Source organism: Mycobacterium sp. EPa45 (assembly GCF_001021385.1).
In the GTDB taxonomy this organism is placed as follows: domain Bacteria; phylum Actinomycetota; class Actinomycetes; order Mycobacteriales; family Mycobacteriaceae; genus Mycobacterium.
The window spans coordinates 2,931,346-2,949,121 of sequence record NZ_CP011773.1 but is presented as its reverse complement, the minus strand read 5'-3'; the positions used below and the strand labels follow the sequence as shown (position 1 = coordinate 2,949,121).

Genomic DNA, 17,776 nt, shown 5'->3' with positions numbered 1-17,776 from the left:
TGGGCGCCATGGCGACCAACGCTCACCCCAACAACGCCCCCGGCGTGCCGATGCGGTTCCCGGTCTGGTTCGAGAAATTCCAGATCAAATACTTCAACCCGGCCGTGAAGCCGCTGGCCAAATACATGCCCGGAATGTCGGTCATCTCCCACCGGGGACGCACGTCGGGCAAGGAGTACGAGACGGTCGTCTCGGCCTACCGCAAGGGTGACACCCTCGCCATTCTGCTGGCTCACGGCAAGACGAACTGGGTGAAGAACATCCTGGCCGCCGGCGAGGCCCACATCGAACACAAGCGCGAGAACCTGCATCTGATCAACCCGCGGGTGGTGCCGGCGGGCACCGACGACCCGTCGCTGCCGGGCATCGCCCGCAATGGCGTGAAGCGCGGGATCGGCGCGTTCGTCGCCGATATCGCGAAGACCTAGATGTTCCGCGCGATTGCCCGCATGGCGTCCGACTGGTCGGCCTGAATCGCCATCAGCTTGTCGCGGACCTCTTTCTGGACGTCCATCAGCTGCTGCGTCAGCTGGGCTTGAGCCTCAGGGTCGGCTTGCGCCTGTGCCTTCGCGTCCAGGATGGCCTCTGTCTGGTCAGCGTCGTACTTCTGCAGCGACTCCATCGCGCCGAGCGAGCTGATGATTTGACCCATCGCCCCGGCAACCGCGGAAATGCCTTGGGTTTGGTCGGCCAGGGTGCTCGTGAGCGCTCTTTTCTCATCGAGCAGCGCTTGCCTATCCTTGGCGGCTTGTTCGACCTGGGCACGCGCGGCCGCGGTGTCCCCGGTCTGCAGCGCACTGAGCACCGCGGCCTCGTCGGCGGCGTCCGACATCTCGAGCGCCAACGAGCTCTGGGCCGAGCTGAGTTGCTGGAGCGTCCCGAAGCGGTCTTGGATGCCGGTGACAACGTCGCTCTTCTGCTGCGTGATCGCGTCGTCCTGGGCCTGCTGATCCTGGTCGAGCTGGCGCCTCGCCTGCGCGATTCGGGTGGCGAGGGCCTGCTGCTCCGCCTTGGTCAGTGCGTCGGCCGCTTTTGCGGTCTTGTCTTCGAGGTCCTGCCAGGCCTTGGCTTCCGAGGCGGATTTCGAGTCGGTGGACCGGTTGTTCGTCCCGCTACGCGCTGAGCCGGCAGATCCCGATGAGCCCGTCCCCGAATCCGGCTCGGCATGGGCGAATGCGGGAGCGAACACGATCCCGGCCACGGCGACGGCAACGTGAGCTCTGTGACTACGAGCCATGGTGTCCCCCGACTTCCTTGCTAGAGGTCCAGACCGACGTCGAGGACCCGTACCGAGTGAGTCAACGCACCGACGGCCAGGAAGTCCACCCCTGTCCCGGCATACTCGGCGGCGCTGTCCAGGCTCAGGCCGCCCGAGGATTCCAACAGCACGCCGGGGGCGTTGGCGTTGCGACGCTGTACCGCGATCTGGGTCTGCCACACCGGGAAGTTGTCCAGCAGGATCAGCTGCACATCCTCGGCGAGTACTTCGTCGAGTTGCTCGAGGGTGTCGACCTCGACCTCGCACGGCAGGTCCGGCGCGGCGGCACGCACGGCCCTCAGCGCTGCGACCACCGAGCCGGCGGCCGCGACGTGGTTGTCCTTGATCAGCGCGGCGTCGCCCAGGCCCATCCGGTGGTTGACGCCGCCGCCCACCCGCACCGCGTACTTCTGCAGTGCGCGTAGCCCCGGCAGAGTCTTGCGGGTGTCGCGGATCTTCGCCTTGGTGCCGTCGACGGCGTCGACCCACGCCGCGGTGGCAGTCGCGATCCCCGACAGGTGACACACCAGGTTGAGCAGCGTGCGCTCAGCGGTCAGCAGGCCGCGCGTCGGTGCCTGCACTTTCAGCAGGGCCGCACCGGCGTCCAGCCTCGTGCCGTCGTCGACGCGGTCAACGACCTGGTAGCCGTCCTGGCCGAGCACCTCGTCGAGAACCAGCAGCGCCACGTCGATGCCGGCGGCGACGCCGGGCTCCCGAGCCACCAGCGACGCAACCGTGCTGGCGTCCTCGGGCACAGTGGCCAAGGTGGTGACGTCGGGACCATAGCGCAGGTCCTCGTCGAGGCCGCGCAGGATCGTGACGCGAGCTTCCGCCAGCTCGTCGGCGGTGAGTTTCACTGCAGGCATGCCACCGTGTGGTCCCCGTGCAGGGTGCGGCTGAAGGCTTGGGCCGGATCGGTGTCGGGATGATCGCCGCGGTGGTGGCAACCGCGAGATTCGGTGCGCGCCAACGCCGCCGCAGCCACCGCGCGGGCGGTGGTGGTGAGCGCTACGTCCTCGGCCGCGCGACGGGTAGTCATCCGCGTGGGCGTGGCCGCGGCCAGCGAGTCGGCCAGCCGCCGCAATCCGGTCGCGTCGCGGACCACCGAGGCGTACTCCGTCATCGCCGTCTGCATTGCCGGCCGATCGAGTGCGTTGTGTTCACGCTCATCGGCTTTCGCCATCGGCGTTCCTGCCCTGTGGGCGTGGTCGACGGCCTCCCGGCCAGCGCGACCGCCCACCACCAAGCCTTCGAGCAGGCTGTTGGAGGCCAGTCGGTTGGCACCGTGCATGCCGGTTCGGGCGACCTCACCGGCGGCGAACAGGCCCGGCAGATCAGTACGGCCGGACACGTCGGTGGTAACGCCGCCGCAGCTGTAGTGCGCTCCGGGGACGACGGGAATCTGTTGCCGGGTGGGGTCGATGCCAGCGGCATTGCAGGCCGCCGTCACCGTCGGAAAGCGGTGCGCCAGGTTCTTGATGCCCCGCGCATCCAAATACACGCACTGATCGCCGGATTCCCGCAGGCGGGCCTCGATCGCCGCGGCAACGACGTCGCGCGGGGCGAGGTCGCCCATCGGGTGAAGGTCGGTGACCGACTCGCCGCGGGCGTCACGCAGCACCGCGCCCTCGCCGCGCAGCGCCTCGGTGATCAGCGGCCGCCGCCCGGCGCCGTTGCGGTCGAACAGCATCGTCGGATGGAACTGGACGAATTCGAGGTCGGTGACGCCCACACCGGCCCACAGCGCCAGTGCGATGCCGTCGCCGGTGGAACCTTCCGGGTTGGTGGTCGCCCGGTAGAGGTGACCCAGGCCGCCGGTCGCCAGGATGACCGACGGCGCGTGCACGATGCCGAGCCCGTCGGCGTTGCGGACCAGCACACCGGTGACCGCCGAGCCATCGTGAAGGACCTGCAGCGCAACATGATTGCGCCGGATGTCCAGGGTGGCGGCCGCATGGTCGAGCGCACGCTGCACCTCGGCGCCGGTGGCGTCGCCCCCGGCGTGGATGATGCGCCGGCGGGAGTGGCCGCCTTCGCGAGTGAGCGCCCATTGCCCTGGAGCACTCTCGTCGAACCGGGCACCGTCGTCGACCAGGTCGGCCACCGCGCGGTAGCCGTCGGCGACGATGGAGCGAACCGCGTCGGGGTCACACAACCCGGCACCGGCGGCCAGGGTGTCACGGACATGCGCCTCGACGGAGTCGTCGGTGTGCGGCAGCACGACCGCGATACCACCCTGGGCGTAGAACGTCGCCGTGTCCGGAGCCTTGCTCAGAACGACTGTGCGCCCGCCCTTTCGGTGTGCAGCCAGCGCGGCGGCCAGACCTGCCACCCCGGTACCGATAACCACGACGTCGGCCCGCTGCTGCCAGTCCACCCCGTCGGAACCAGCACCGCAGGCGAACGAGCGGGTCATTCGCCGCCGCCGGGCTGACCGATCTCGATCATCCGCTGCACGCTGGCACGGGCCAGCCGAGCGGTCTCGGGATCGACGTCCACCTCGTCGGCACCGTCGACCAGGCAACGCAGCAGCGCGGCCGGGGTGATCATCTTCATGTACTTGCACGATGCCCGGTCGTTGACGGCCTGGAAGTCGATACCCGGTGCGGCACGGCGCAACTGGTGCAGCATGCCGACCTCGGTGGCGACCAGCACCTGCTTGGCGTGCGATGCCTTTGCGGCATCGAGCATGCCGCCGGTGGACAGGATCTTGACCCGGTCCGACGGGAAGGCACCCTCACCGGCGAGGTACAACGCTGAAGTGGCGCAACCGCATTCGGGGTGTACAAACAGCTCGGCGTCGGGATGGCTGCGGGCCTGCTCGGCCAGTTCGTCGCCGTTGATGCCCGCATGCACGTGGCATTCGCCGGCCCAGACGTGCAGATTGGTCCGGCCGGTCATCCGGCGGACGTGGGCGCCGAGGAACTGGTCGGGGCAGAACAACACCTCGCGATCCGCGGGGATGGAGGCCACCACCTCGACGGCGTTGGACGAGGTGCAGCAGATGTCGGTGAGCGCCTTCACCGCGGCAGTGGTGTTGACGTAGGACACCACGACGGCGCCGGGGTGCTCGTCTTTCCACGCCTGGAGCTCATCGGCGGTGATGGAGTCGGCCAGCGAGCAGCCGGCCCGCTGATCGGGGATCAACACCGTTTTCTCGGGGCTCAGGATCTTGGCGGTCTCGGCCATGAAATGCACGCCGCAGAACACGATGGTCTCTTCGGCGGCCTCGGCGGCGATCCGGGACAACGCCAGCGAGTCACCGACATGGTCGGCAACGTCCTGTATGGCCGGCAGCTGATAGTTGTGCGCCAGGATGGTCGCGTTGCGCAAGGTGGCCAGCCGGCGAATCTCGGCGGCCCATTCCTCGTCACCGTTCACGCCGGTGTAACCACCCGGTCCGTCGGTGATGCGGTCGACAAGCCCATTACCGACGGCGTCTGCACGATCCAAGACGGTCATTTCCGCCTCCTGTCTCGCTTTCCGAGGTTTTCGACTTACAATCGAAAACGTGCCTCATACTAGCACCGAACACGAAGTGCTCGCCGTCGTATTCCAGGTGGGCGACGCGCACTCCCGTAAACCCGCCCTTAACGTGCTGTTATGGCAGCGCGGGCTGGAGCCCGAACGCGGCAAGTGGTCACTGCCCGGTGGCCGGCTTCGCGCCGACGAGGACCTGACCAGTTCGGTGCGGCGCCAGCTCGCCGAGAAGGTCGACGTGCGGGACATCGCCCACCTCGAACAGCTCGCGGTCTTCTCCGACCCGGGCCGGGTGCCTGGTGTTCGCACGATCGCCTCGACATTCCTCGGGCTGGTGCCGTCGGTCGCCTCCCCCGAACTCCCCCCGGACACCCGCTGGCACCCGGTCAGCGACCTGCCCGAGATGGCCTTCGACCACGCGCCCATGGTCGAGTACGCGCGCACCCGGCTGGTCGCCAAGCTTTCCTACACGAATATCGGATTCGCGCTGACGCCAACGGAATTCGCGCTCTCAACGCTGCGTGACATCTACGGGGCCGCGCTGGGCTACCAGGTCGACGCCACCAATCTGCAGCGCGTGCTGGCCCGTCGCGGCGTCATCACGCCAACCGGAACGACGGCCCACCCGGGCCGAAGCGGCGGGCGTCCGGCGGCGCTGTATCGCTTCACCGACTCGCAGTTGAGGGTGACCGACGAGTTTGCCGCATTGCGGCCGCCCGGGTGAGTCGGCTGGCTTCTTAGACCCTTCTTAAGGTAGAAAGGGTGGGATGTATCCGGTTAGCGCAGGGGCGCCGAGCCCCGAATGGATCGGCCGCGCCCCGCACGAGGAGCTCGAGCGTGGTGGGCATCCCGTGCTGCCGACCGAGGACCCGTTCTATGAACCGCCAGCCGGATTCGAGCACGCCGATCCCGGCACCGTGCTGCGTTCCCGCGACGTTCAGCTGGGCTTTCTCGGGCTGATCCCGCAGCGCGTGCGGGCCACCCAGCTGCTGTACCGCACCACCGACCACAACGGGTTGCCCCAGGCCACCGTCACCACGGTGCTCATCCCGACCGGCCACACCCCGAATCAGGTCCGCAACGTCGTTTCGTATCAGTGCGCGATCGACGCGGTGTCCTCACGCTGCTTCCCGTCCTACGCCCTGCGACGGCACGCCAAGGCCGTCGGGTCTCTCCCCCAGCTGGAATACCTGCTGATCGCGGCCGCGCTGGCCGAGGGATGGGTGGTGTCCGTCCCCGACCACGAGGGACCGGAGGGCATCTGGGGCGCCCCCTACGAGCCCGGTTATGCCGTCCTGGACGGTCTGCGGGCCGCACTCGGCTTCGACCGGTTCGGCCTCGCCTCGGACAGCCAGATCGGGTTGTGGGGCTATTCCGGTGGCGGGCTGGCCAGCGCGTGGGCGGCCGAGGTGCACGAGGACTATGCCCCCGAGCTCAACCTCGTCGGCGCCGTCCTTGGTTCGCCGGTCGGCGACCTCGGCCACACGTTCCGCAAGCTCAATGGCTCCTACCTGGCCGCCCTGCCCGCGCTGGTGGTGTCCGCGCTGGCCAAGACCTACCCCGATCTGAACCGCGTCATCGAGCAGAACGCCACCGAAGAAGGTCTCGCACTACTGCGGCGGCTCGAGAAGATGACGACCGCGGAGGCCGTCATCCGGCTGTTCCGCACCGACTTCGACGACCTGGTGCACCCGCCGCTCGAGGAGATCCTGGCGACACCGGAAGTCCAGTACGTCTTCGACAACATCAAGCTGGGCAAGGCCGTCCCCGATCTTCCGGTGCTGATCGTTCAGGCGGTGCACGACTCGGTGATCGACGTCGACGACATCGACGATCTGGTGCACACCTACTCCGCCGGCGGCGCGCAGGTGACCTACCACCGCGACATGTTCAGCGAGCACATGCTGCTGCACCCGATGTCGGCACCGATGACCCTGCGCTGGCTCAACGACCGGTTCGCCCAGCGTCCGATCGACGAGCACATCGTGCGGACGAAGTGGCCGACGCTGCTCAATCCCATGACCTACGCCGGCATGGTGCGCCTGGGCGGCATCGTCGCCCGAGTGGTCACCGGCGGCCGGGTTCCGTTCCGCCCGCTCTAAACAGCGGCGCGTTCCAGGGGCGGCAAGGCACCGAGATCGTCACGCGGAATCGCGACTGCCATCAAGGCGTACGTCAGCGCAGCGATCGCGGCCGGGAACAACAGCGTCGTCGCGATCTGCAGTGGGCCGTGGGCGAAGAACACCGGCGGCGCCTCGGAGTAGTAGAAGATTCGGTGCTCCGGGCTCACCGGCGCGGTGTCGAACGGCACGGGCCCGTAGTGCCAGCGGACCAGCACAGCACCGACACCCGCGGCCGCACCGGCGCCAGCCGACGAACCCACCCACAGCGCCGTCGCCAGCAACGGCCCGCGATGAATCCGCCACTGCCACACCAGGACCGCGGCCACGATCGCCATCGACGTCAGCAATCCGATGAGCAATGCCGGGGCCACGAACAGGTGATCGGATTCGCTGCCGAGGTAGGTCTGCACCCGCTGACCCGAGCGGGTCAGCGCGATCACCCCGTGCGCCGACGGCGCCAGCAGCGACCACACCACACCGACCACTGCGCCGGCCAGCGTCAGCCCGACGAAGACGGTGATGGCCGCGCGTTGTCGGGTCATCGCTGCGCCTCCAGGTCGTGGGAGTCGACGCGGCCGTGCCGCGAGCACTTGGCCCACCAGCCGTCGGGACGCACCTGGACCACCATCCGACGCCCGCATTCCGCGCAGAAGCGCGGCGGCTCGAGCCCCAGCTGTGCCGCGGTGGGCACATCGCTGCCGGCGGGCTCGCCGGTGTAGACGTTGTAGATCCCGGCACTCACCAGCGCGGGCAGCTGTTCGACCATCACAGGCTGGCGTTGAGAGCCTTGATCGGCATCTGCAGATCTTCGAGAAGCTCGAGATCGGCCTCGGCCGGACGGCCCAGCGTGGTCAGGTAGTTTCCGACGATCACGGCGTTGATGCCGCCCAGGATGCCCTGCTTGGCACCCAGGTCGCCCAGGGTGATCTCGCGGCCGCCGGCGAACCGCAGCATCGTGCGCGGCAGTGCCAGGCGGAACGCGGCCACGGCCTTGAGCGCCTCGGAGGCGGGCAGCACGTCCAGGTCACCGAACGGCGTGCCCGGTCGCGGATTGAGGAAGTTCAGCGGCACCTCATGCGGATCGAGTTCGGCCAGGTTCGCGGCGAACTCGGCGCGCTGCTCGAGCGTCTCGCCCATGCCGAGGATGCCGCCGCAGCACACCTCCATGCCGGCCTCGCGCACCATCTCCAGCGTTCCCCACCGCTCCTCCCATGAATGGGTGGTGACGACGTTGGGGAAGTAGGACTGCGCGGTCTCCAGGTTGTGGTTGTAGCGGTGGACGCCCATCTCCTTGAGGCGATCCACCTGCTCCTGCGTGAGCATCCCCAGCGAGCAGGCGATCTGGATGTCGACCTCGTTGCGGATGGCTTCGATGCCCGCGGCCACCTGGGCCAGCAGCCGCTCGTCGGGACCGCGGACGGCGGCGACGATGCAGAACTCCGTGGCCCCGGACTTGGCGGTCTGCTTGGCCGCCTCAACCAGGCTCGGGATGTCCAGCCAGGCGCTGCGCACCGGCGAGGCGAACAGACCGGACTGCGAACAGAAGTGGCAATCCTCCGGGCAGCCACCGGTTTTCAGGCTGATGATGCCCTCGACCTCGACCTCGGGGCCACACCACTTCATCCGGACGTCGTGGGCCAGGGCGAGCAGTTCTTCGAGCCGGTCGTCGGGCAGCTGCAAGACCTCGAGCACCTGATCGCGGGTCAGGCCCTCGCCGCGCTCGAGCACCTGCTCGCGCGCCAGTGCCAATACGTCCACGGCTGTCTGGGTCACCGGCTTTGTCCTCCTGCGTTCGCCAACTTGAACAGTGTTCAGGCTAGGCTACGCGTGTGCAGCTCCACAAACGCGACGTGGTCGACGCAGCGGCGACATTGCTGGACAACTACGGCATCGCGGACCTGTCCATGCGCCGGCTGGCCCGCGAGCTCGCGGTCTCCCCTGGCGCGCTGTACTGGCATTTCGCCAACAAGCAGCAGCTGCTCGGCGCCGTGGCCGACCGGATCCTCGGCGGGGTGGACGACGTCACCGGCGACTGGCGGATCCGTGTCGCGGACATCTGCGGCCAGCTGCGCGATGCTCTTTTGTCGCACACCGACGGTGCCGAGCTGGTGTCCGCCAGCTTCGCCGCCGGCCAGTCCGAGGCGATGACGCAGATCTTGGGTTGGCTGGCCGACGCGGCCGCCATTGCGGGCGTCGACTCCGGGCACGCCGTGACGGCTGCCCGCACCGTCCTCTATTACGTGCTCGGCTTCACCGCCGATGAGCAATCGCGACTGCAGTGGGACGCCGCAGGTGCCGAGCTTCCCGACGAGCAATCGGTGCTGGGCGCCGACCCCGGCCGCCGGTTCGATTTCGGCGTACAGCTGCTGGTCGATGGAATAGCGGCGCGACGCAGCCTGCCGGTGTGATCACCGTCGACCAGGTGCGCCCGATCGCGCTTGCCCTGCCGAGAGCCTACGAAACCGTGGTCAGGGACCGGATCACGTTCCGGGCCGGCCGGCTCGTCTTCCTCGCGTTCTCCCGCGACGAGACCGTGATGGGGGTCGGATTCCCGAAGGAGGAGCGCGAGGCGATGGTGGCCGCCGAGCCGGAGAAGTTCGCATTGCCCCGCAAATCGGACATGCGCTACAACTGGATTCACGTCCGCCTGGATGCAGTCGACCTCGACGAGGTGCGCGAGCTGGTCATCGACGGCTGGAAGATGTGCGTTCCGAAAAGCGTTGCCGCGCAGATCAACTGATGAGAATCCGGTCGACCTTGGCCTCGCCGTCCCAGCGGCGCAGTCCGACGATGCGTGCCGGAATATCAGTCGCGATACCCTCGACGGCCGCGAGCGCCTCCGCTATCTGAGCCGGCGTGTATCGGCGCCCCAGCGTGACGTGCGGTGTCCACTGCCCCGGCATCGTGTGCGCGAACAGGTTTGACACGAACGGCAGGCAGAGGTCGTAGATCTTCTCGTGCACGGCCAGTAGTTTGTCCGATGCGACCACCAGTCTGGCCAGCGTCAGCCGTCCGCCGCCGAAGATCACGGGCGCGCCCAGCGCCACGTCCAGTGGGAACAGGCCGGCCAGCTCCCCGAGCGACTCGTCGACGGCCGCCACGATCTGCTCGGCGGCGATCACCGTGATGTGCGGACGGTTGGTGTCGGAGCTGACCCGCAGCTGGCTGGGCAACCCGGCATCGGCCAGCGCGTGCCACAGCCGGCGCACGGCAGTGTCGGCGCGATCGTCGAGGAGCAGCTCGATCGAGTGCGCCATCTCAGATCAGGCCGCTGACCCAGTCCGGGTCGAACGCACGGGCGCTGAACAATTCAAAGTCCTTCGGCGACACCGCGGCCACCCCGGCCGGCAATGCGGCCCGGACCGGGGCCAGCTGGGCCAGCGCCTCGCGGTTGGACTTCTCCGCCGGGCCGGGTTGCGCAGGCCATGCGCCGATCACGATACCGGCGCACGAAAGTCCTTTGGCGGCAAGCCCTTCCAACGTCAACGCCGTGTGGTTCAGCGTACCGAGACCGGGTTCGACAACGACGAGCACGGGCGCGGACAGCGCAGAAGCGAGGTCGCGGAGCGTCGCCCCGTCGGCGGTCAGTTCCACCAGTAAGCCGCCCGCTCCTTCGACCAGGGTGAGTCGGCCCGGACGATCCACCCCGCGGACAGCGTTCAACAGCTCGTCGGCACTCGGCAGCGGCATGCCGGCGCGTTCGGCGGCGGCCACCGGCGCCAGCGGCTCCGGATAGCGGGCGACACCGACCAATTCGCCGACGCCGGAGAGCCGGCCGACCTCGGCCAAGTCGTCGTCACCGTCGGCCGTGCCGGTCTGCACCGGCTTGCACACCGCGACATCACGCTCGGCGACTCGGGCGTGGCACGCCAGCGCCGCCGTCGCGACGGTCTTTCCCACTCCGGTCCCGGTGCCGGTGATGACGAGCACGCTCACGGCCGGCGCGCCGCCAATACCGAAGTCAAAACGTCCCGCGCGGTGTCCATCTCGTCGTCGGTCAACGACGCCCGGGCCGTCAGGCGCAGCCGAGAGGTGCCGGCGGGCACGGTCGGCGGCCGGAAGCACCCAACCCGAACACCGGCATCCAGGCATGCGGTCGCCGCCGCCACCGCGATCTCCGGGTCGCCGAGAATGACTGACACGACAGCGGATTCGGGCATTTCGGGGACCTCACACATTTCGGCCAGCTCCCGGGCCCGGTCGATCACGGTACTGGCCCGCTGTGGTTCGGCGGCCAGCACGGCGAGCGCGGCCAGCGCGGCGCCGACGGGCGCGGGCGCCAGGCCGGTGTCGAAGATCATGGTGCGTGCGGCGTCGATCAGATGGTCGCGCACCGTCGCGGGGCCGAGCACCGCGCCGCCCTGACTGCCCAACGACTTCGACATGGTCGTGGTCATGATCAGGTCGGGCGACCCGGCCAGACCGGCCTCGTGAATCAGGCCGCGCCCGCCGGTGCCGCGCACGCCGAGGCCGTGCGCCTCGTCGACCAGCAACAGCGCACCGTGCTTACGGCAGACCTCATGCAACCTGCGCAGCGGTGCCAGCGCGCCGTCGGTGCTGAACACCGACTCGGTGATGACCAGTGCGCGGTCTTCGTCCCGGCCGGCCAGCGCGGCCTCGACCGCGTCGACATCGAGGTGCGGGGCGACCACGACGCGAGCCCGGGACAGCCGGCAGGCGTCGACCAGCGACGCGTGGGACAAGGCGTCGGACACGATCAGCGAGCCGGGACCGGACAGCGCCACGGCGGCGCCGATGTTGGCCGTGTAGCCCGAGGAGAACACCAGCGCAGCCTCGGCGCCGACGAAATCAGCGAGCGCCGTTTCGAATTCCTCGTGCAGTTCGGTATTTCCGGTGACCAGCCGCGACCCGGTGGATCCCGCACCCCAGGTGCGCAGCGCAGTTATCCCGCCGTCGATGACCGCGGGGTGTTGCGAGAGGCCCAGGTAGTCGTTCGATGCCAGGTCCAATTCGGTGGCCACCGCGGGCCGGGTTCGCAGCGATCGGCGCAGACCGGCTTCCCGGCGCTGCTGCTCGACGGTGTCGAGCCAGGCCAGTGGGGAAAGACCGACGCGGGTCACGGGCACTCCTCCGACGCTACTTGAACACCGTTCAGGTTAGCGTGACGACGAGCACCGAGGCACGAGGGGTGAGGAGTCACGCCATTTATCCCAGTGCACGGGCCACGGCGACCATCGCCGAGGTGATCTGTTCTACCTCGTCGGGGGTGCAGATAAACGGCGGCATCGCGTAGATCAGGTTGCGGAAGGGCCGCAACCAGACGCCGTTGTCCAGGGCGACCGGAGTCGCCACGGCCAGGTCGACGGGCCGATGCGTCTCGATCACCCCGATCGCGCCGCGCACCCGGACGTCGGCGACCGACGGCAGCGCCCGCGCCGCCTCGAGCCCGTCGGCAAGCCCGGCGCCGATCTCGACGACCCGGCCACGCCAATCCTGGGCGAGCAGTAATTCCACCGAAGCCACCGAGACCGCGCACGCCAGCGCATTGGCCATGAAAGTCGGGCCGTGCATGAGCGCGCCGGCCTCGCTGCCGCTGATCGTGCGCGCGATGTCCAGCGTGCACAGGGTCGCCGCGAGGGTGACATATCCCCCGGTCAATGCCTTGCCGACGCACATGATGTCGGGGCTGACGCCGGCGTGGTCGGCCGCGAACAGCTCCCCGGTCCGGCCGAAGCCGGTGGCGATCTCGTCGAAGATCAACAGCACGTCGGCGCGGTCACACATCGCGCGCAGCTCACTCAGGTAGCGCGGGTCGTGAAACCGCATGCCGCCGGCGCCCTGCACGACCGGTTCGACGATCACGGCGGCGAGTGAGTCGGCGTGCCCGCGCAGCTGTGCCTCGAACGCCGCCACGTAGGCCGGGTCGAACTCGGCCGGCACCGGCGGGGCGAACACCTGCGGGGACAACACGTCGGTCCACAGCGAATGCATGCCACCGTCGGGGTCGCAGACACTCATCGGGGTGAACGTGTCGCCGTGATATCCGCCACGCCAGGTCATCAGGCTGCGCTTGCCGAAGCGGCCCGTGCTGCGCCAGTACTGCAGCGCCATCTTCACCGCGACCTCGACAGCCACCGACCCGGAATCGGAGAAGAACACCGTGTCCAGACCGAGCGGAGTGATGTCGACCAGCAGCTGCGCCAGGCGCGCCGCGGGCTCGTGGGTCAGGCCGCCGAACATGACGTGATTCATCACCGACAACTGGCGGGTCAGCGCGGCGTCGAGCACCGGGTGGCCGTGCCCGTGCACCGCCGTCCACCAGGACGCCATCGCGTCGAGCACCCGGACCTCGGCGCCGTCGCGAACCAGCGTCAGCCACGCACCATCGGCTCCCACCGCAACCACCGGGGCCATGGCTTCCGCACCGATCGTGCTGTATGGGTGCCAGATGTGGGCGGCGTCGATCGCGCTGATCTGGTTGGGAGTCAACGCCGACACGCTGTGTGAGCCTAGCCGAGCTCGGCGGCGGTCCCGGTCGGCGTTTGCTCAACGGAATCCGTAGCTTCGACGCGCGGTTCGCTGCGGATGAGAGAAATACCCGGGTTGGGTAGATTGAGTTCCGATCATGTTGACCCTAAGCCCGACCCGCCCGTCACCGATGGGGTCGCGAAAATCGGGGTTCTACCGCCACGATCTCGACGGCCTTCGCGGGCTGGCGATCGCCCTGGTCGCGATGTTCCACGTGTGGTTCGGGCGCGTCTCGGGCGGGGTGGACGTCTTCCTGGTGCTGTCCGGATTCTTCTTCGGCGGTTCCTTGTTGCGCGCCGCGCTGAATCCCGACTCTTCGCTGTCACCCTGGCCAGAGATCCGCAGGCTTGTCCGCAGACTGCTGCCCGCGCTCGTCGTGGTGCTTGCCGCCGGAGCCGTTTTGACGATCCTCATACAGCCCCAGACGCGCTGGGAAACCTTTGCTGATCAGAGTCTGGCGAGCCTGGCGTACTACCAGAACTGGGAGCTGTCGGCGACGGAGTCGAACTACCTTCGGGCCGGCGAGGCCGTCAGCCCGCTGCAGCACATCTGGTCGATGTCCGTTCAGGGTCAGTTCTACATTTCGTTCCTCATTCTTATTTTCGCGTTCGCATATTTGCTGCGGCGCCGCTTGGCCAGGCGCCTGCGTGCAACATTCGTGTCTTTGCTGGCTGTCCTCACCGTTGCGTCATTCACCTTTGCCGCCATCCTTCACGTCACCGATCAGATGGCCAATTACTACAACAGCTTCGCCCGCGCGTGGGAGCTGCTGCTCGGTGTCCTCGTCGGCGCGGCGGTCCCCTACATCCGGTGGCCGATGTGGCTGCGCACGATGGCGGCCACCGTCGGCCTGGCCGCGATCGTCTCCTGCGGCGCGTTGATCGACGGGGTCCGGGAGTTCCCCGGGCCGTGGGCGCTGGTGCCGGTCGGCGCCACCGTGCTGATGATCCTGGCCGCGGCGAACCGCCAAGCGCGACCGTCGACCAGTGACCGGCTGCCGCTGCCCAATCGGCTGTTGTCGTCCGCCCCGCTGGTGACGCTCGGCGCGATGGCTTACTCGCTGTATCTGTGGCACTGGCCGCTGCTGATCTTCTGGCTTGCCTACACCGACGGCAGCCGGGCCGGTTTCGTGGACGGCGCCGTCATCCTCGCCATCTCCGGGTTGCTGGCTTGGCTGACGATGCGGTATGTCGAAGAGCCCCTGCGTTTCCGGCGCGATGCGGCGGTACGGGTGACGCCGCGGCCCAGCATTCCGTGGCGCGCCCGCCTCCGCCGGCCGACGATCGCGCTGGGCACCACCGTCGCGATGCTCGGGGTGGCGCTGACGGCAACGTCGTTCACCTGGCGAGAGCACGTCACCGTGCAGCGCTCGCACGGCAAGGAGCTGGTGACGCTCTCTACGGTGGGCTACCCGGGTGCACGGGCACTGACCGAACGTGCCCGGGTCCCGAAGCTGCCGATGCGGCCCACCGTGCTCGAGGCCAAGAACGACCTGCCCGAGTCCACCAACGACGGCTGCATCAGTGATTTCGACAACGTCGGGGTCATCAACTGCACCTACGGCGATCTGTCCGCGACCAGAACCATCGCGCTGGCCGGCGGGTCGCACGCCGAGCACTGGATCACCGCCCTGGACGCGCTGGCGAAGCTGCACCACTTCAAGGTGGTCACCTACCTGAAGATGGGTTGTCCGCTGACCACCGAGCAGGAACCCCTGGTAATGGGCGACAACCGGCCGTACCCGAATTGTCACGAGTGGAATGACCGGGTGATGGCCAAGCTCATCAGCGACCACCCCAGCTTTGTGTTCACCACCTCGACCCGGCCGTGGAACATCAAGCCCGGCGACGTCATGCCCGCCACGTATATCGGGATCTGGCAAACGTTGTCGGACAACAACATTCCGATCCTCGCGATGCGTGACACCCCGTGGTTGGTGCGCAACGGCGAACCGTTCTTCCCGACCGACTGCCTGGCCAAGGGCGGCGACGCCACATCGTGCGGGATCAAGCGATCCGACGTGCTCTCGGACCGCAACCAGACCCTGGATTTCCTGGCACAGTTCCCGCAGATGCGCGTCCTGGACCTCAGTGATGCGGTGTGCCGTTCCGACGTGTGCCGCGCGGTGGAAGGAAATGTCCTGGTCTACCACGATTCTCACCACATCTCCGCGACGTACATGCGCACGCTGATCCCCGAACTGGGCCGGCAGCTGGGGTCGGCCACCGGTTGGTGGTGACAACTTGCGCATCATGCGCGCCACGTCGATAAGGTCTAACAATGGCGTCGAGCGAACCCGCGCTGGTCACGATGTGGCCGGGCGCCCCGTACCCGCTCGGGGCCACGTATGACGGCGCGGGCACCAATTTTTCGGTGTTCTCCGAGGTCGCCGACTCCGTCGAGCTCTGCCTGATCGCCAAAGACGGCACCGAAACCCGCATCAACCTCGACGAGGTCGACGGCTTCGTCTGGCACGCCTATCTGCCGACCGTCACCCCCGGCCAGCGCTACGGCTTCCGTGTGCACGGCCCGTGGGATCCGGCGGCCGGGCACCGGTGCGATCCCAGCAAGCTACTGCTCGATCCGTACGGCAAGTCGTTCCACGGCGACTTCGACTTCGGACAGGCGCTGTATTCCTATGACCTCAAAGCCGACGATCTGGCCTCCGGCGGAACCCCGCCGATGATCGACTCGCTGGGCCACACCATGACCAGCGTGGTGATCAACCCGTTCTTCCAGTGGGGTTCCGACCATCCACCGCGGACGCCGTACCACGAGACGATCATCTACGAGGCGCACGTCAAGGGCATGACCCAGACCCATCCCGGCATCCCCGAGGAGCTGCGCGGCACCTATGCCGGACTCGGCCACCCGGTGATCATCGAGCACCTCAAGAACCTGAATGTGACGGCCATCGAGCTGATGCCGGTACACCAGTTCATGCACGACCACCGGCTGCTGGATCTGGGACTGCGAAACTACTGGGGTTACAACACTTTCGGCTTCTTCGCTCCGCACTACCAGTACGCGGCCAACCAGCACGCCGGCGGGGCGGTGGCCGAGTTCAAGACGATGGTGCGCTCGTTCCACGACGCGGGCATCGAGGTGATCCTCGACGTGGTCTACAACCACACCGCCGAAGGCAATCACCTGGGTCCCACGGTCAACTTCCGCGGTATCGACAACGCCGCCTACTACCGGCTCCTCGACGACGACAAACGCTTCTACAAGGACTTCACCGGCACCGGAAACAGCCTCAACGCCCGGCATCCCCACACGCTTCAGCTGATCATGGACTCGCTGCGGTACTGGGTGATCGAGATGCACGTCGACGGCTTCCGCTTCGACCTGGCCTCGACACTGGCCCGCGAGTTCTACGACGTCGACCGGTTGTCGGCGTTCTTCGACCTCGTGCAGCAGGACCCGGTGATCAGCCAGGTGAAGCTCATCGCCGAGCCGTGGGATGTCGGCGAGGGCGGCTACCAGGTCGGCAACTTTCCGGGGCTGTGGACCGAGTGGAACGGTAAGTACCGCGACACCGTCCGCGACTACTGGCGCGGCGAGCCCGCCACCCTGGGCGAGTTCGCCTCCCGGCTCACCGGGTCGTCGGACCTCTATGAGGCGACCGGTCGGCGACCCAGTGCGAGCATCAACTTTGTGACCTGTCACGACGGCTTCACACTCGCCGACCTGGTGTCCTACAACGAGAAGCACAACGAGGCCAACGGCGAGGACAACCGCGACGGCGAGAGCCACAACCGGTCGTGGAACTGCGGTGTGGAGGGCCCGACCGACGATCCGGACATCGTCGCACTGCGCCATCAGCAGATGCGCAACATCCTGGTCACGCTGATGCTGTCACAGGGCACCCCGATGATCGCGCACGGCGACGAGATCGGCCGCACGCAGCAGGGCAACAACAATGTGTACTGCCAGGATTCGGCGCTGTCCTGGATGGATTGGACCCTCACGGAGACCAACGCCGAGCTGCTCGAGTTCACCAAGAAAGTGACGGCACTGCGGAAGGCGCACCCGGTGTTCCGGCGACGCCGCTTCTTCGACGGTGAGCCGATCCGCACCGGTGATCAGGTACGCGACATCGCCTGGCTCACCACGGCCGGCACGGAGATGACCCATCAGGATTGGGGCTCCGGTTTCAAGTTCGTGGGCGTGTTCCTCAACGGCGACGCCATCCCCGAGCCGAATCTGCGCGGCGAGCGCGTCGTCGACGATTCCTTCCTGCTGTGCTTCAACGCCCATAAGAAAGCGATCGAGTTCACCGTTCCCGACAGCGAATACGCCCAAGCGTGGACGGCCGTTCTGGACACCTGGGACGCCACCGGTAGCACCGATGTCACGGTGAAAGCGGGCGAGACGATCAGTGTCCCATCTCGCTCGGTTTTGGTGCTTCAAAAGGCTTCTTAGC

18 protein-coding genes are annotated in these 17,776 nt (G+C 67.7%); 7 read left to right on the top strand and 11 right to left on the bottom strand.

The features are described from left to right. Positions 1-8 precede the first annotated feature (8 nt). Entirely contained in the window at positions 9-428 is a 420-nt protein-coding gene (locus tag AB431_RS13965) for a nitroreductase family deazaflavin-dependent oxidoreductase (RefSeq protein ID WP_047333408.1), read from the top strand. Here AB431_RS13965 and AB431_RS13960 read toward each other — a convergent pair. From AB431_RS13960 to nadA, 4 genes are read right to left on the bottom strand one after another with little or no spacing between them, the layout of a single operon-like run. Next, positions 425-1,237, bottom strand: a complete 813-nt coding sequence (locus AB431_RS13960; protein ID WP_144418258.1) for a hypothetical protein — start codon at positions 1,235-1,237, stop codon at positions 425-427. The genes AB431_RS13965 and AB431_RS13960 overlap by 4 nt on opposite strands. Positions 1,238-1,257: 20 nt before the next feature. Further along, positions 1,258-2,124: a carboxylating nicotinate-nucleotide diphosphorylase gene (gene nadC / locus AB431_RS13955; protein ID WP_144418257.1), complete on the bottom strand. Its 867-nt coding sequence runs from the start codon at positions 2,122-2,124 to the stop codon at positions 1,258-1,260. After that, complete coding sequence (locus AB431_RS13950; protein ID WP_047330424.1) at positions 2,112-3,674, bottom strand: L-aspartate oxidase; 1,563 nt, start codon at positions 3,672-3,674, stop codon at positions 2,112-2,114. The genes nadC and AB431_RS13950 overlap by 13 nt, the downstream gene beginning before the upstream one ends. Next, positions 3,671-4,720, bottom strand: coding sequence for a quinolinate synthase NadA (gene nadA / locus AB431_RS13945; protein WP_047330423.1), 1,050 nt, complete (start codon positions 4,718-4,720; stop codon positions 3,671-3,673). The genes AB431_RS13950 and nadA overlap by 4 nt, the downstream gene beginning before the upstream one ends. A 49-nt stretch (positions 4,721-4,769) precedes the next feature. Here nadA and AB431_RS13940 point away from each other — a divergent pair, with 49 nt between their 5' ends. Together AB431_RS13940 and AB431_RS13935 are read left to right on the top strand one after the other, a co-directional pair. After that, positions 4,770-5,462, top strand: a complete 693-nt coding sequence (locus AB431_RS13940) for an NUDIX domain-containing protein (RefSeq protein WP_047330422.1) — start codon at positions 4,770-4,772, stop codon at positions 5,460-5,462. A gap of 43 nt (positions 5,463-5,505) precedes the next feature. Beyond that, positions 5,506-6,840: a lipase family protein gene (locus tag AB431_RS13935; protein ID WP_047330421.1), complete on the top strand. Its 1,335-nt coding sequence runs from the start codon at positions 5,506-5,508 to the stop codon at positions 6,838-6,840. On the opposite strand, the gene AB431_RS13930 is transcribed toward AB431_RS13935, so the two are convergent. From AB431_RS13930 to bioB, 3 genes are read right to left on the bottom strand one after another with little or no spacing between them, the layout of a single operon-like run. Further along, positions 6,837-7,403, bottom strand: a complete 567-nt coding sequence (locus tag AB431_RS13930; protein ID WP_052960285.1) for a DUF2567 domain-containing protein — start codon at positions 7,401-7,403, stop codon at positions 6,837-6,839. The two genes, AB431_RS13935 and AB431_RS13930, sit on opposite strands and share 4 nt — an antisense overlap. Further along, positions 7,400-7,627: a hypothetical protein gene (locus AB431_RS13925; protein ID WP_047330419.1), complete on the bottom strand. Its 228-nt coding sequence runs from the start codon at positions 7,625-7,627 to the stop codon at positions 7,400-7,402. Before AB431_RS13925 ends, AB431_RS13930 begins: the two co-directional genes overlap by 4 nt. Then, the gene (gene bioB / locus AB431_RS13920; protein WP_047330418.1) at positions 7,627-8,634 is read right to left on the bottom strand and encodes a biotin synthase BioB; all 1,008 of its coding nucleotides are present in this window, start codon (positions 8,632-8,634) and stop codon (positions 7,627-7,629) included. The genes AB431_RS13925 and bioB overlap by 1 nt, the downstream gene beginning before the upstream one ends. Positions 8,635-8,690: 56 nt before the next feature. On the opposite strand from bioB, the gene AB431_RS13915 reads away from it, so the two are divergent. Beyond that, a complete protein-coding gene (locus AB431_RS13915; protein WP_047330417.1) occupies positions 8,691-9,269 on the top strand; it encodes a TetR family transcriptional regulator in 579 nt (192 codons plus the stop codon). Then, positions 9,266-9,601 carry an MmcQ/YjbR family DNA-binding protein gene (locus tag AB431_RS13910; protein WP_047330416.1) on the top strand — a complete coding sequence of 112 codons (336 nt, stop codon included), beginning with the start codon at positions 9,266-9,268 and terminating at the stop codon, positions 9,599-9,601. Before AB431_RS13915 ends, AB431_RS13910 begins: the two co-directional genes overlap by 4 nt. Here AB431_RS13910 and AB431_RS13905 read toward each other — a convergent pair. The 4 genes from AB431_RS13905 to AB431_RS13890 form a co-directional block, all read right to left on the bottom strand. Further along, entirely contained in the window at positions 9,594-10,118 is a 525-nt protein-coding gene (locus AB431_RS13905) for a 2'-5' RNA ligase family protein (RefSeq protein WP_047330415.1), read from the bottom strand. The genes AB431_RS13910 and AB431_RS13905 overlap by 8 nt on opposite strands. A 1-nt stretch (position 10,119) precedes the next feature. After that, positions 10,120-10,797, bottom strand: a complete 678-nt coding sequence (gene bioD / locus AB431_RS13900; protein WP_047330414.1) for a dethiobiotin synthase — start codon at positions 10,795-10,797, stop codon at positions 10,120-10,122. Then, positions 10,794-11,942 (bottom strand): 8-amino-7-oxononanoate synthase, encoded by a 1,149-nt coding sequence (locus AB431_RS13895; protein WP_047333407.1) that lies wholly within the window; start codon positions 11,940-11,942, stop codon positions 10,794-10,796. The genes bioD and AB431_RS13895 overlap by 4 nt, the downstream gene beginning before the upstream one ends. Positions 11,943-12,027: 85 nt before the next feature. Further along, positions 12,028-13,320: an adenosylmethionine--8-amino-7-oxononanoate transaminase gene (locus AB431_RS13890; RefSeq protein WP_047330413.1), complete on the bottom strand. Its 1,293-nt coding sequence runs from the start codon at positions 13,318-13,320 to the stop codon at positions 12,028-12,030. A 127-nt stretch (positions 13,321-13,447) separates the two neighbouring features. Between AB431_RS13890 and AB431_RS13885 the strand changes: the two genes are divergently transcribed. Continuing rightward, positions 13,448-15,589, top strand: coding sequence for an acyltransferase family protein (locus tag AB431_RS13885; protein ID WP_047330412.1), 2,142 nt, complete (start codon positions 13,448-13,450; stop codon positions 15,587-15,589). A 41-nt stretch (positions 15,590-15,630) separates the two neighbouring features. Then, complete coding sequence (gene glgX, locus AB431_RS13880; RefSeq protein ID WP_047330411.1) at positions 15,631-17,775, top strand: glycogen debranching protein GlgX; 2,145 nt, start codon at positions 15,631-15,633, stop codon at positions 17,773-17,775. The last annotated feature ends 1 nt before the right edge of the window (position 17,776 follow it).